The 13,365-nt window shown below is 45.5% G+C and carries 18 protein-coding genes and 1 tRNA gene; 11 read left to right on the top strand and 8 right to left on the bottom strand.

Annotation, left to right across the window (positions count from 1 at the left end; translation table 11 throughout):
* Window positions 1-11: 11 nt before the first annotated feature.
* Genes BME93_02265 through BME93_02255 form a run of 3 tightly spaced genes read left to right on the top strand, consistent with a single transcriptional unit; the run spans window position 12 to window position 2,912 of the window.
* Window positions 12-1,331 (top strand): methanogenesis marker 14 protein, encoded by a 1,320-nt coding sequence (locus BME93_02265; GenBank protein ATZ60974.2) that lies wholly within the window; start codon window positions 12-14, stop codon window positions 1,329-1,331.
* The gene (locus BME93_02260) at window positions 1,328-2,257 is read left to right on the top strand and encodes a methionine synthase (protein ID ATZ60973.2); all 930 of its coding nucleotides are present in this window, start codon (window positions 1,328-1,330) and stop codon (window positions 2,255-2,257) included. The genes BME93_02265 and BME93_02260 overlap by 4 nt, the downstream gene beginning before the upstream one ends.
* On the top strand, window positions 2,250-2,912 hold the full coding sequence (locus tag BME93_02255) for a thymidylate synthase (protein ID ATZ60972.2): 663 nt from the start codon (window positions 2,250-2,252) through the stop codon (window positions 2,910-2,912). The genes BME93_02260 and BME93_02255 overlap by 8 nt, the downstream gene beginning before the upstream one ends.
* Here BME93_02255 and BME93_02250 read toward each other — a convergent pair.
* A complete protein-coding gene (locus BME93_02250; GenBank protein ID ATZ60971.2) occupies window positions 2,900-3,877 on the bottom strand; it encodes an HD domain-containing protein in 978 nt (325 codons plus the stop codon). The genes BME93_02255 and BME93_02250 overlap by 13 nt on opposite strands.
* A gap of 92 nt (window positions 3,878-3,969) precedes the next feature.
* On the opposite strand from BME93_02250, the gene BME93_02245 reads away from it, so the two are divergent.
* Both BME93_02245 and BME93_02240 read left to right on the top strand, forming a co-directional pair.
* Window positions 3,970-4,269, top strand: coding sequence for a UPF0175 family protein (locus BME93_02245; protein ID ATZ60970.2), 300 nt, complete (start codon window positions 3,970-3,972; stop codon window positions 4,267-4,269).
* The gene (locus tag BME93_02240) at window positions 4,266-4,781 is read left to right on the top strand and encodes a DUF3368 domain-containing protein (protein ID ATZ60969.2); all 516 of its coding nucleotides are present in this window, start codon (window positions 4,266-4,268) and stop codon (window positions 4,779-4,781) included. The genes BME93_02245 and BME93_02240 overlap by 4 nt, the downstream gene beginning before the upstream one ends.
* A gap of 10 nt (window positions 4,782-4,791) precedes the next feature.
* Here the strand turns inward: BME93_02240 and BME93_02235 are convergent, their stop codons facing one another.
* On the bottom strand, window positions 4,792-5,403 hold the full coding sequence (locus BME93_02235) for an endonuclease (GenBank protein ID ATZ61743.2): 612 nt from the start codon (window positions 5,401-5,403) through the stop codon (window positions 4,792-4,794).
* A 79-nt stretch (window positions 5,404-5,482) separates the two neighbouring features.
* On the opposite strand from BME93_02235, the gene BME93_02230 reads away from it, so the two are divergent.
* Window positions 5,483-5,698, top strand: a complete 216-nt coding sequence (locus BME93_02230) for a hypothetical protein (protein ID ATZ60968.2) — start codon at window positions 5,483-5,485, stop codon at window positions 5,696-5,698.
* 122 nt (window positions 5,699-5,820) lie between these two features.
* Here BME93_02230 and BME93_02225 read toward each other — a convergent pair whose 3' ends face one another.
* From BME93_02225 to BME93_02215, 3 genes are read right to left on the bottom strand one after another with little or no spacing between them, the layout of a single operon-like run.
* The gene (locus BME93_02225) at window positions 5,821-6,057 is read right to left on the bottom strand and encodes a type II toxin-antitoxin system HicB family antitoxin (protein ATZ61742.2); all 237 of its coding nucleotides are present in this window, start codon (window positions 6,055-6,057) and stop codon (window positions 5,821-5,823) included.
* 7 nt (window positions 6,058-6,064) lie between these two features.
* Window positions 6,065-7,441 carry an NADPH-dependent glutamate synthase gene (gene gltA, locus BME93_02220; protein ID ATZ60967.2) on the bottom strand — a complete coding sequence of 459 codons (1,377 nt, stop codon included), beginning with the start codon at window positions 7,439-7,441 and terminating at the stop codon, window positions 6,065-6,067.
* Window positions 7,432-8,265, bottom strand: a complete 834-nt coding sequence (locus BME93_02215) for a sulfide/dihydroorotate dehydrogenase-like FAD/NAD-binding protein (GenBank protein ATZ60966.2) — start codon at window positions 8,263-8,265, stop codon at window positions 7,432-7,434. Before BME93_02215 ends, gltA begins: the two co-directional genes overlap by 10 nt.
* Before the next feature lie 91 nt (window positions 8,266-8,356).
* Between BME93_02215 and BME93_02210 the strand changes: the two genes are divergently transcribed.
* Window positions 8,357-8,920 carry a DUF116 domain-containing protein gene (locus BME93_02210; GenBank protein ID ATZ60965.2) on the top strand — a complete coding sequence of 188 codons (564 nt, stop codon included), beginning with the start codon at window positions 8,357-8,359 and terminating at the stop codon, window positions 8,918-8,920.
* Window positions 8,921-9,190: 270 nt separating this feature from the next.
* Here BME93_02210 and BME93_02205 read toward each other — a convergent pair whose 3' ends face one another.
* The 3 genes from BME93_02205 to BME93_02195 all read right to left on the bottom strand — a co-directional run bounded on the left by BME93_02205 (window position 9,191) and on the right by BME93_02195 (window position 10,991).
* Window positions 9,191-9,616: a hypothetical protein gene (locus BME93_02205; protein ATZ60964.2), complete on the bottom strand. Its 426-nt coding sequence runs from the start codon at window positions 9,614-9,616 to the stop codon at window positions 9,191-9,193.
* A gap of 3 nt (window positions 9,617-9,619) precedes the next feature.
* Window positions 9,620-10,654 carry an MBL fold metallo-hydrolase gene (locus BME93_02200; protein ID ATZ60963.2) on the bottom strand — a complete coding sequence of 345 codons (1,035 nt, stop codon included), beginning with the start codon at window positions 10,652-10,654 and terminating at the stop codon, window positions 9,620-9,622.
* Between the two features lie 61 nt (window positions 10,655-10,715).
* Window positions 10,716-10,991: a thioredoxin domain-containing protein gene (locus BME93_02195; GenBank protein ATZ60962.2), complete on the bottom strand. Its 276-nt coding sequence runs from the start codon at window positions 10,989-10,991 to the stop codon at window positions 10,716-10,718.
* An 89-nt stretch (window positions 10,992-11,080) separates the two neighbouring features.
* On the opposite strand from BME93_02195, the gene BME93_02190 reads away from it, so the two are divergent.
* The 4 genes from BME93_02190 (at window position 11,081) to BME93_02175 (ending at window position 13,353) form a co-directional block, all read left to right on the top strand.
* A tRNA-Glu gene (locus tag BME93_02190) sits at window positions 11,081-11,199 on the top strand.
* A 16-nt stretch (window positions 11,200-11,215) separates the two neighbouring features.
* Window positions 11,216-11,818, top strand: coding sequence for an imidazole glycerol phosphate synthase subunit HisH (gene hisH, locus BME93_02185; protein ATZ60960.2), 603 nt, complete (start codon window positions 11,216-11,218; stop codon window positions 11,816-11,818).
* The gene (locus BME93_02180; protein ID ATZ60959.2) at window positions 11,818-13,167 is read left to right on the top strand and encodes an AIR synthase-related protein; all 1,350 of its coding nucleotides are present in this window, start codon (window positions 11,818-11,820) and stop codon (window positions 13,165-13,167) included. Before hisH ends, BME93_02180 begins: the two co-directional genes overlap by 1 nt.
* A 45-nt stretch (window positions 13,168-13,212) precedes the next feature.
* Complete coding sequence (locus tag BME93_02175; protein ATZ60958.2) at window positions 13,213-13,353, top strand: DUF5679 domain-containing protein; 141 nt, start codon at window positions 13,213-13,215, stop codon at window positions 13,351-13,353.
* Window positions 13,354-13,365 lie beyond the last annotated feature (12 nt).

Genomic DNA, 13,365 nt, shown 5'->3' with positions numbered 1-13,365 from the left:
AATTTGATGGAATGGTAGAAATCACAAAGGGAACTTTTGTAGACGCCTCGTTTGCCCTGAAGGAAAGCGTGTACGTAGTTGCATCTGTCGAGCTCGGGAATACGACGATTAAATCCATACTGACCGCCACCGACCTGGAAAAAGGGAGGACATATTTTCTGGACAAAACCGTCGAGCTCACGGCATCCATTCGCCTCCCTGAAAGAGGGGAAGATGTGTTTGGATGGACGGTTAAAGGGCAACCATTGTCACGCGATGCCATATCCGTGGCAGTCAAAAAGATTCTCATTCGCTCGCTCACGAAGGCGAAAATAAGCGTTCGCGATCTGGATTTTGTGGTCAGGTCAACAGGCGTGGTGGCCGGGCTAAACTCTCCCGAAGAGGTGGACGATGTCATCCGAGCACTGGCGGATGGTTGTCTCATGGCAGGGATACCTCCACGCAAGATGACCGGCGCCCTGCAGAAATCCAATTTGTCCAGACCACTACAAAAATATTCGTTTATCGATTATGTAGCGTTCGATGGTGCAGTAGCTAGTGTAAAATGCATCAAAACGCCAATTGTCGCAAATGAAATGGAAGGCGAATTGGCTCTCGCTGGCATCAAGGAAGGCGCCAAATGGACCCATATCGATTTCAGAAATCCGTGTATCGGCATTGACTTTGGAACGACCCTATCTGGCAGGGTGACCGATGGCGAGTTGCCATACGCAAACGTAGTCGGAAGCTACTGCGGACTGGCTGGCGCGATTTTCGATGCGATTGCGTTTTCTGCCGCAGAAACTGCACTTCAATTGACCGTCCAACCGGATATGGATATCCCAGAGAGCTATATCGAGGACGTGATGAGCATGATCATCGTTAAACGAGTAACTACAGAAAAAAAATGCGGCACAGTACCTGTAAATCCGAAAGGGCTGAAAGAATCGGACATGGTCCTCATAGGGGTGGACGTTGGGACAAATGGAGATAGGCTGAGTTGTTTAACCGATATCGGAGAGGAGTTACTGCTGGAGGCGGGAGCATCACATGTGATGGGGCTAATAGATCATGTAGCATCTGAACTGGTGAAAAGAATTATCGACAAGACGCATGAATATGGATTGTATGGCACAATCGGAATCACGGGAAGGGGAGCAATCACCGGCTTCAAACCCGATATGATCAGGGAAAAATTGGGCGAATTCGATGTGGTCTTTGTGGATGATGGACTGGCGAGGGGGGCAGCCGTGCTTGCCAGATGCCTGCACTCTCTTGGCACCCCAAAAAACCCGCTTGGTGGCGTGAGCGGCGGTGGATGCATTATGGAGTTACGGAGGCGTGAACAATGAACGGTCACCTGATGACAACTGTTGTGGGAAGCTATCCCCCAAAACTCGATATCACCGATATATATGCGCTGATGAGGGGCGCGAAAGACCCTGTTCGTTCAGCGATAGAGGTGGCTGTGAATGACCAGACAAAAGCTGGCGTGCAGTTGATTTCAGACGGACAGGTCAGGGCAGATTTTGTCACTTTGTTTGCAGGGAATATTCCTGGTTTTAAGGTTAAGGGCGGGCGCCCGAATATAGTGGATTATGTTACTCCTCCAGAGAAGCCAGTGGCCGTAGATGACTATATTTTTGCCAAGAGCATTACGAAATGTGAGGTAAAGGGCATCGTCACGGGACCGTCTACACTGGCGTATGCGAGTGTTGTTGACGAAAAGGCGCCATATAAGTCCAACGATGACCCGGAGTTGATTTATGACATCGCAGGGGCGCAGGCGATGGAAATCATGGCACTGATAAAGGCAGGAGCAAAGGTCGTTCAGATCGACGAGCCAGTTTTCTCCGTTGGGATGGACTTAGAAACAGCTATACCGGCCTTGAATGGGGTGATAAAAGGGGTAAAGGTGCCGGTGGTTCATGTGTGCGGGGATATACGCAGCATCTTCAAAAAACTTCTTGAACTGAACGTAAGCGTGTTGGACCATGAGTTCACGAATACCGCAAACCTCGAGGTTATGGAGAGAGAGATAATTGAAGCGCATGATGTGCATATAGGCTATGGGTGCGTTGACTCAAATTCGATGGAGGTAGAGCCAGTCGAAGTAATCGAGAAAAGAATACTGGCCGCAGTTGAGAAATTGGGCGCCAAAAACATATGGATTGACCCGGACTGCGGACTGCGAAATTTGACAAGGGAGTCCGCATTCGCCAAATTATCCAATATGGTTCAGGCAGCTAAAAACATGGGGGCATCACTGAATGAATGAAATGAGAATTGGAAGGCTTATCAGGGCATCTACGATAAGCGACGGATGGTATCGGGGGCTGGACCTGATATGGCATCACGGTGAGACTCTGAGGGATGAGCGCGGGAGCGAGACCAGGGAACTGCTAAATTTAGTGGTCGTAATAGGGAACCCATATAAAGACCAGATACCGGAGCATAGTTCATGGAACATAGAACGATTGGACGAGTATGCCAGGCAATTGATCACCGGCGAGAATGCACAGGACTTTGAGTATACCTATGGGCAGCGTTTACGTGACTGGGGTGCTGAGGGCATAGACCAGGTAAAATACGTGATCGACAAGCTTAAGAAAAATCCCAATTCCCGTCGAGCGACGTGCGTCACATGGATGCCTTCAAAGGACACCGTGTCACAGGAAATACCATGCATGATACTCCTGGATTTCAAGCTAAGAAATGGATGCCTCAATCTAACCGTCGTGTTCAGGTCGCACGATTTCTATGGCGCGGCGCCGAGCAACTGGTATGGCTTATCCAAGTTGATGGAATATGTCGCAGATAAGATAGGCGCTAAACCAGGCAAATTGACCAGCGTCAGCATCTCGGCGCATATATATGGGCATGACTGGGATAATGTTGGCGTTATTTTGGATGTTGATGATTACCGCAAATAAATATGCCCAAAATCCTTGGTGTAAATCCAGAGGTCTTCTGTCTCTGCCTCTTTTTTCAGCCTGATGGAATAGTCTACTTTGGCATCGCATTCATCTGCGTAGTAGATGGCGAGCGCCTCCGGGAACTGCGGCTCTTTTGGTGAGCCATACTCGTTCAATCCATGATGGCTCAGTATGATGTGTGCCATCTTCATCCTGAGGGTTTCTGGAAACTCCTCCAGCCCTTTTATCTTATTCAGCACCATCTGCTCGCCTATGATCAGGTGCCCTCTCAACATCCCCTCCTCGGAGATGTCAATACTCGTCGTCACTGCGTATTCCTCTATCTTCCCTATATCGTGTAGCATCGCGCCAGTCAGGAGCAGGCCCCTGTCCAGTAGAGGGTGTATGGCACCCATCGCATCGCATAATTTAACCACGTTCAGCGTGTGTTCGAGCAAGCCGCCGATATAGTTCTGATGACGTTGTATCGAACAAGGGCAGTCCTTGAATTTCTCGACGAAATTTGTATCCAGGAAAAATGAATTCAGAAGTGCGCTCAGGTGCGAATTCTCAATGGAATTGACGATGCTCATGAGCTCGCTCATCATCTGCTCCACGTTTTTATCTGTCTTTGCCACAAAGTCCTCGATGTTGTATTCGGTCGGCGCGCATTTCCTCACAGTGCTTGCGGTATCCAGCGCAACTTCTAATTTATCTTTGAACTCTCCAATCTCGCCGGTAATGTGAATGACGTCTCCCGTCTGAAACCTCTCGTAGACCTCTTTTATGCTGCCCTCGTTTCCGTCCCCCCAGTATTTTGCCGTCATCTCACCTGTTTTATCGCTAACCCTGAACTCAAAATAGAAGCCATACCTATATGGCTTTGGCGGCTTTTTGTACTTGACCGCGAAGATGCTATCTACAACATCTCCATTTTTAAGGTACTTGATGAATTGATTTTTGGACATTCTACTTTCACCCATCTAAATATGCTCCTTATCCATTATGTTTTTTGTTATTGAGTGCCACAAAACACACCAAAAGTCTTAAGTATACTAAAAACGAGTATGTATACATGGACGTCATATCGATTAGGCCAACAAAAGAGATGAAAAAGAAGTTAGAGGATTTGGCCGAGATCAGGCACATGGAGAGGTCTTCCTTAGTGAGAGAACTCATTGATATTGGCATACAAGAGAAGCTGAAAGAACACGCTCTCAATTTGTTTGCTAAAAATAAAGTCTCCGTCGGTAAAGCAGCTGAGATCGCTGGCGTTTCTATCAGGGAAATGTTAGGATTAATCAATGAAAGAAACTTGCCACTACACGTCTCCGCCGAGGACATCAAAAAAGATTTTGAGGCAGCGACCTCATGACCTTGGTTTTCGACTCAACACCACTCATTTATCTGAGTAAGGTTGGTCTTTCTTGGATTTTCAAAGAGCTTCCCGTGGAGATGCTGATTCCAAAAACTGTTTTCGAAGAAGTGGTTACAAAGGGAAAGAAAAGGGGAGATGCTGACGCATTTGTCATAGATGAGTTGGTCAAGGATAAAATCATAAATGTTGTGGAGGTGGCCAGCGAGTTCAAAAGAACGTTTGAAGGATTAAACGCAGAGCTGCACCCCGGAGAAATTGACGTCTTAGCATTGGCGAGTGCTAAGGGCGCCATCGCCATCTTTGATGAGAGTATAGCAAGAGAGGTCGGAGACATTCTTGGTATTAAAACTCATGGTACCTTCTATCTTATTTTCTCAATGGTTAAAAAAGGAAAATTGAGCAAGAAAGAAGCCAAAAACAAAGTAGATGAAATGATCAAGAAGGGTTGGAGAATCAGACACGAGCGATATCTGGAGTTCATGGAATTGTTGGAAAGGACTGAAGAATAAAATTTCGAAATTACTTTTTGACATCAAGAATACAATCCTCACATCTTTTCTTGTTACAATACTGCTTTCCATACTCCACGATAAGCGCATGAAATTCCTTGAAGAGCGTGACATCCTTTGGCAGCTCATTCTCGAATTTTCTCTGCAACCGATCATATCCTCCTGATATGCCCAGACATTTGCATATTCGCATAGTGTATGCGTCGATGACAAATCTTGGTTTGTTCAGCGCATAGAGCAAAATACTGTCTGCGGTTTCCTTTCCGATGCCCTTTAGCGAAAGCAGCTCCCTCCGTAGAACCTCAATGGGCATCTCAGAGAGCGATGTCATGTCATTTTTAGCGAAATATCGTGAAGCAATTTGGAGTCGCTCGGCCTTTTGCTTGTAGAATCCAGTGCACTTGATCAACGATTCCAGTTTATTTCTATTCACGTTGGACAGCACATCAGGGCATAACAAATCGTTCTTTTCAAGTTCGTGGATTGCTTTCGCTACATTATTCCATCTGGTCTGTTGCGTTAGAATTGCACCGACGACAACCTCAAAAGGAGTTTTTGCTGGCCACCATCTTTGTTCTCCTAGTATCTTTAGGAGTTTGTTGTAAATGTCCATCATCTTCATAACTGCATTATAAAAGCCAACAAGTTAAATTTATACACCATTATATTGAAATAGGAAGCCATAGGTCATAGGGACGGAGGTGGAAAATATACCAAAAATTACGGACGATACAATATTGGCTGATATTTTGAAGCATCCAAAGGCAAGTGAAATACTCGCAAAATATAAATTGCCATGTTTGCACTGCCCGATGTCTGCTTATGAGATTAACATGCTGAGGATTGGAGACGTTGCAAAGAGGTATGGTCTCGATATCAAAGGTTTGCTTGAAGAGTTAAACAAATCTTGTCGCTGATAAGATGAGCATATCAAAATTAAAATTCAAAAGGTGAGGCAACAAATCTTTCTAATGTAAAGATAGCTCACAGACAATGTAATAGGCTCAAAGGTACCAAGAGTCTATCAGAAACAAAGAGATTACTTGGAATTAAAACAAAAAGCAAAAGAAAATAACAAAGACAAAAAGAAAAACTTACGATCCATTCGAGATAAAAATCCCGTGCATAAGGTTTTAGAAGGAGGTATGGGCTCATTATGCTTTTTCAAGCTCTCCAAGTATCCTCGAGTGGCGTCTTTTATATTTTCTAGGGCTTCTCCTCTAGTTTTTCCCTGCGAAATACATCCTGGCAAAGAAGGACATTCAGCAATGAACATCCCATCATCATCGCGAGATATACTCATGAATTGTCCTCGCAGCCCTCTTTCCTGCGCTCATGGCTTCGATTACCGTTGCCGTCCCCGGCGTTATGTCGCCACCCGCGAAAACCCCATCTATGGACGTCATGCCATTTTCATCGACCTCGATGGCGCCGTCTTCTGTCGTCTTTAGCCCCTTTGTCATCTTTGAAATCAATGGATTTGGACTTTGCCCGATGGCTACTATCACCGTGTCGACATCTAAGGTAAATTCAGAGCCCTCTATTGGAATCGGTGTTCTCCGCCCTGACTTATCGAAATCGCCCAGTTCCATCTTGACGCACTCTATCTGTTTCACCCAACCACCTTCGTCGCCTATTATCCTGACGGGATCGGTGAGAAGTTTAAATCGAACCCCCTCCTCTCTGGCACGCTCTATTTCTTCTAATCTGGCAGGCATCTCCTTCTCTGACCGGCGGTAGATGATATATACGTCCTCGCCACCGAGCCTCAATGCCACTCTTGCCGAATCTATGGCGACGTTGCCCGCACCGATTACTGCCACCTTTTTGCCGACTTTGAGGGGAGTGTCGTATTCAGGGAATTTATATGCCTTCATCAGATTCGTCCTTATCAGAAATTCATTGGAAGAATATACTCCATTCAGGTTTTCGCCTGGTATGTTCAGGAAACGCGGCAGTCCAGCACCAGTTCCGATAAACACCGCATCGAATTGTCGAAGAAGTTTTTCAACTCCGAGCGACTTTCCAATGACCACGTTTGTTTGAATGGAAACGCCCAATTGTTTTACGTACTCGACCTCTGCTTGAACTATATCCTTTGGCAGTCTGAATTCTGGGATGCCGTACATAAGCACGCCGCCCACTTCGTGCAGCGCCTCGTAGATGGTCACGTCATGACCAAGTTTAGCCAAATCTGCCGCCGCTGCGAGCCCAGCAGGTCCAGAGCCAATAACTGCAACTCTTTTGCCAGATGTTTCTGCTTTTTTAGACGCCTTTATGCCCCTTTTCCTTTCGTGGTCTGCCACAAATCTCTCGAGCCTGCCTATTGCAAGCGCCTCTCCTTTTTTGCTCAGTACGCACATTTTCTCGCATTGATTCTCATATGGGCACACCCGCCCACAAATCGCAGGGAGGGCGTTCCTCTCTTTGATAACTTCGATTGCAGAGTCAAAATCGCCCTCTGAGACGTATTTAACAAATCGTGGTATATTTATCTCGGTGGGACATCCCTGCACGCATCCTGCTTTGGCATCTCGACACTGGAGACACCTTTTTGCCTCAGCTATTGCCTGTTTTGCACCATAGCCCAGGGCCACTTCATCAAAATTATGTCTGCGTCTTTTTACATCCAGTTCTGGCATTGACGGTCTCAATGACATTTGTGCTCTCCGAACTTTTGTAAGGCGACTTCTTCTTTATCCAGGTAAATCTGCTGTCGGTTCATAAGTTCTTCAAAATCGACGAGATGCGCATCGAATTCCGGTCCATCCACGCAGGCAAATCTGCTCTTGCCATCTATCGTTACCCTGCAGGCGCCGCACATGCCAGTTCCATCTATCATGATGGGATTCAGACTGACTATTGTCTTTATGTCGTAGCGCTTTGTTACATTGCTTACTGCCTTCATCATCACGACGGGCCCAACAGCCAGCACCAGGTCGATATTTTTTTGTGCGTCTATCAGCTCTTGCAGAACATCGGTGACAAAGCCGTGATGCCCTTTTGAACCATCATCAGTGGCGATGTAGAGTTCATCACTTATCTTTCGTATTTCTTCTTCCAGAATCAATAATTCTTTGCACCTCGCCCCGATTATGGAGATAACCTCGTTCCCTGCCTTTTTAAAGGCTTTAATCTTGAGATAAATGGGTGCGATTCCCACGCCCCCGCCGATACAAACGACGGTGCCGTATTTTTTGCTCTCCATGGCGTTTCCAAGCGGACCAACCAGGTCTGCAATACAATCTCCCTCATTCAAGCTTCCCAACTGCTTTGTAGTCTTGCCAACCTCACGAAATATGATGGTAATGGACCCTCTTTGTGCATCAAAGTCGGAAATGGTCAGAGGTATCCTTTCCCCCTTTTCGTCTATTCGCAGGACCACAAATTGCCCTGCTCTGGCTTTTTTGGCGACCAGTGGAGCTTTAATTTCAAATAGCTTGACAGCTGGGGCTATTTCTTTTTTAGTGATTATCTTGTGCAATCGACATTCTCCTGTGTTGTTTTACACGTGTTGGATTGATACACTGATATACTGACAAAGTATAAATGTTTATAACTTTTAAGCATGTCGTATGCTTGAACAGCTCTATCCGATAATCGGACAAATAGTCGTTTATCTATTTTTCATAATCCTAATTGCCACCATCGTCATTGCGATGCTGGCGCTTTATTATTTTAAAACTGGAGATTCTCCCACCCCAAATGTGTTGCTATCTGGTTTATTGGTTTTAGAGGGATTCGTCAAGGCATTTTTCCGACTGGCGGGGCTGGATGATTCCATCATAGATAAGGTGGCGATACAGCTTCAAAACAAAATTTCGTCGAGACAATTTAATGCACACCCACCAACCGAGAAGGCAATATTTTTTCCCCAGTGTTTGCGCTCCATAGATTGTATAGCAAAATTATCTCCCGAGGGCATTCAGTGTGTACATTGCGACCGGTGCGAGATAGGGGCGGCGAAGAAAATTCTGGAGGAACAGGGTTATACTGTCTTTATCGTTCCAGGGTCAAGTTTTATCAAGCGGATGATAATGAAATATGCGCCAAAGGCTATCGTGGGCATTGGCTGTGCTACCGAGATAAAAGGTGGCATGGAACTCTGTCACAGGTTTAATGTGCCACCCTCGGCATAGTACTGGACAAAGAGGGATGTATCTCCACTACTCTGGACTGGGACGTTTTTTATGATGGACTTGGTATGGGTGATATCGCCATTTCATATAACGTTCCCAGCATAAAAGAAGTTCCACCGAAGGCGGGATTTGGGCGAACGGAGTGAGCCGAAGCCAGATACGCTCTGTTAGGCGATAGTGCGAACGAAAGGCAATCTTTTTGTTTCATCGACTTTTTGTTTTACTATTTCTATCACTTTTTGGGGATTGTTAGTGGAGAACACAAATTCTTTATAAAATCTTTTCCCCTTTAAAGATAAGCACAACACGAGGTCCGCCAATAACATTGTAGACTAATCTCCATTTTCCTTTAACTCTTCCTATGCGTATGCCCCAACCACCATATCTAATGGCTGAAGCCTCATCTAAATAACAATCTTCAATATTTTCCCAAGGAATGTTATGCTTAAAAATTCCATATCCTACGGAGATATATCGAGGTGTCATCTTAATGTTTAGATTACTAAAGTTGACTGTCAATCCTAGGAACAATAGAAACATGGCTAAGAAAAACCAATTTGGTGCTGGACGAGTGCCAATAGGTCCTATCAAAATCTGATAAACCAATATAAAGAAAAGACCTATTGTAATTACGGATAACATAACCGTTATCCATTTTGAGAGAATCTTTTCCTTGTAGATATTTTCTAGCCGCATTTTCTACCTTCTTAATTTTATTATTGGTTTTTTAATCTTGCGCCCCGAAGTGAGCATTTCGTCTATCACGTTTGTAATATCATCAAGGGCAATCGCTGCGAATCCATTTTCATCTAAATACCGTGCGAATTTTATTGGGTTGTCCCCATTGGGATGATATACTATCGTTACATCAGGATTGCATTTTTTTACCATGTCCGTCAGAGCATCGACATCAAGATGGTCGCTTATCCTGATTTGCTGGTGTCGATATTGCCTTTGTCCAGTCAAAACAAATTTGTCGAATCGCTTTGGTAGGCGATACAAATCCCGCGGCGGCACAATAATGACCCCTCCCATATTTCCGTTCAAACCGACCAGCGGCTCAACCTGGTCCATCAGCCCTCTGGTCAATTCCAACGCTTTGTGCTCCATCTCGATTTCATCATGATAGCCAAAATTTCTTACCAATTCGACAGCACGCTGTGCTTTGCCAAACACATACGCACCAAATGCGACGTCTTCTTCGATAGCCTCCTTGAATAAGTCGACTTCCTCTTCAAATCTGCATTGCGGGTCAGCAGGGTTTCCGTAATTCGCCTCCGTGATCAAAACGTCGCATTTAGGGAGGCGTGATGCATCCTTGACGTCCCCTGTCGCCAAAATGGTCGTTCCAACTTCGTTCTTCCAGGAAAAAGCTGTTGCGCCAATGGTATGTCCAGTGGGATGGGTGCGAACCATAACGCCATCGATGTTTATGGGCTCTCCAATTTTAAACGTCGTTCCTGCAAACTTGCGCTCATATCTAATTTCAAGAGCTTTCGCAGTTTTTTCGGATGCTACAGACTTCTGGGAAAGCATCGCCGAATTTCCATAATGGTCTGAATGTGCGTGTGTTATCAAAAAAACGTGAGAGTCCATCGTTCCGTTAGTGCGAGAAGTATCTATCCCGAACAAATGTTGGCCATCTGACCTGAACAGAATTGACAGATGTGGCGTATATCCTCTTGGACTTTTTCTGCGTATTGGCAATATGCCCAGGTCAATCAACCTTTTCAAAAACGCTCCCACTCCCCTCTGATGGAAGTTATATCTCGAGACATATAAATGTATTCCATCTCTAAGATTTTAATATCTTATTTAGCGCATCACCCAGTACGTTAGCCTGCGTAACTCCCGTGAACCGTTGAACTATTTTATTTTCGACTTCTATAATCAATGTCGGAATGCTGAGCACGCCGTATTTCCTCGCCAATTCATGATTTTTGTCGATATTGATTTTTTTGAACTCAACTTTATCGCCGAATTTGCCTTTAAGCTCATCTATGATTGGGTTCTGTGTTTTGCAAGGTCCACACCAGTCGGCATAAAAGTCCATCAATATCGGTTTTGCCATTATCTTATCCTCACTGACAGTCTCATTTCTACATCATATAAAACTTTTTGGACAAAAGATTAATATCATTCAATAACTTTTGAATGATTGCTCCGATAGTGTAGTTCGGCCAAATTCAGCTAAGAACTGAAGGCTATTCATGCAGGACTCTCAAAAACCAAAAGCTTGGAGAACTCCTGCGACTGGGGTTCAAATCCCCATCGGAGCATATTGTAGAACTGGTTATGAAAAAAATCATCATCATAGATTATGGACTTGGAAATCTGAGGAGTGTACAAAAGGGGCTTCAATGCGCTGGCGCCGACATCATCATATCTAAGAAACCATCGCAGATCAAACAGGCAGGTGGACTTGTACTGCCTGGAGTGGGAGCATTCAAAAGTGCAATGAACGAGATAAAAAATATTCAGGATGCGATTTATGGTGCGGTCGCCGATGGTACACCATTGTTGGGCATCTGTCTTGGCATGCAGATACTATTGACTGAAAGCGAAGAGGGCGGCATGATTAAAGGACTTGATACAATCCCAGGGAAGGCCGTTCGATTTGCCCACAAGGGCCTAAAAGTACCGCATATGGGATGGAATTCACTTAAGATAAAGAAAGACCATCAATTCGTCGAAGGCGTACCGAATGGCTCATATGCATACTTCGTTCATTCGTACTATGCGGTCACGGATCTGCAATATATGCTGGCCACATCTGACTATGGACGGGAATTTCCAGCCATTATGATGAAGGATAATGTCATTGGAACCCAGTTTCATCCGGAGAAGAGCGGAGACGTTGGCTTGAGGATGCTCGAGAATTTCGTGGGGATGTGTTGATGGACCTTGAGGGTTATACAAGACTCGCCCTGCGCAGGGGCAAGAGCTACGACGACACTCTACACAATTTAACGAATCGCATCCTTGAGATAAAGGATATCTCGCGAAGTAGGGCTCGCGATTTAGCCTGTGCGGTTTTACGGGAGGTTATGGCAACCTCAGATCTGACAGACGACCTGATAACGTTCGCACCATCTTCTATCACGATGGGGGGATTTGGCGTTGGCTCCAGGGGAGAAGGTGATTTTTACGTACATCAAAAGATTGCAGAAGTAATCGGGAGCACTAGCGCAGTCATAGATTCAAGCCATCTGGATGATTCAGGGGCCGTTCGAGCAAATGGAAATTACATTGTACTCACGGTTGACGGCATGCACTCTAGGTTGAGTGATTTCCCATTTTTGGCAGGTTTTCACGTGGCGAGAGCCGCACTGCGCGATATCTACGTCATGGGAGCGCAGCCGATTGCACTCCTCTCCGACATTCATATAGCAGATGATGGCGACGTCGCCAAGATTTTTGAATACACGGCTGGCATTGCTGCCATATCCGAGTTAATGAACGTTCCACTGGTCACGGGGAGCACGCTCCGCATAGGGGGAGATATGGTGATTGGCGACAGGATGACTGGTTGCGTAGGTGCGGTGGGCATCGCGAACTTCCTTATAGCTAAGAAAGACGCACGGGCAGGGGACGTCATTTTGATGACCGAAGGCGCTGGCGGCGGTACGATATCCGCTACTGCTCTTTATTTTGGAATGTCCGAGGTGGTTCGAGAGACGCTTAATATTAAATTCCTTAGGGCATGCGAAATATTGTATGAGGATGGATTGACAGCCGAGATAGATGCGATGACCGATGTCACAAACGGCGGCATCAGGGGGGATGCGGCGGAAATTTCGAAAACCGCTGGCGCAAAACTCATTTTTGAGGAAGAAAAAATACGTGCACTGGTCAACCCCATCGTGCTCCGCATGCTGGATAAGTTGGACATCGATTATCTGGGAGTTTCACTGGATGCGCTTTTGATCATCGCACCACGGAGTATAGCAGGCGATATATTGGAATCGCTGAGGAGATGTGATATCGCGGCCGATGTCGTGGGGCGTGTTGAAAAAGGGTCCGGTGTCCAGCTCTTCAAAGACGGAAAATATCACGATTTGACTCTGAAATTTAGAGAATCCGCTTATACGCCCATCAAAAAAGTAGTGGGGGAGCTCGCTGACGTTGATATATCTGAAATGAGGGTTAAAATAGATGAAGCGACAAGGAACGCGGCACGAAAAAAGAAAAAGGTCATTCAGCTCATTCGAGGGCAAAAATCGCCACGTCAACCAAACCTTTTTTAACGAGCAATACAATTCAAACTCAAGGAAATAAAAAGGAGGAATTTAATGACCGAAGCATATTGCGTAAAATGTAGAAAGAAAATAACGATGAAAAACCCGCAGCAGGTAACCATGAAAAATAATAGAAAGGCGACCAAGGGCACCTGTCCAAGTTGCAGCACCAAGGTATTTAGAATTGGGGGGTGAACTCCCCTCCTT

This window comes from Methanosarcinales archaeon Met12 (genome assembly GCA_002813105.2).
Lineage (GTDB): Archaea > Halobacteriota > UBA148 > UBA148 > JAJOKI01 > JAJOKI01.
This window is presented reverse-complemented; position numbering and strand designations above follow the sequence as displayed.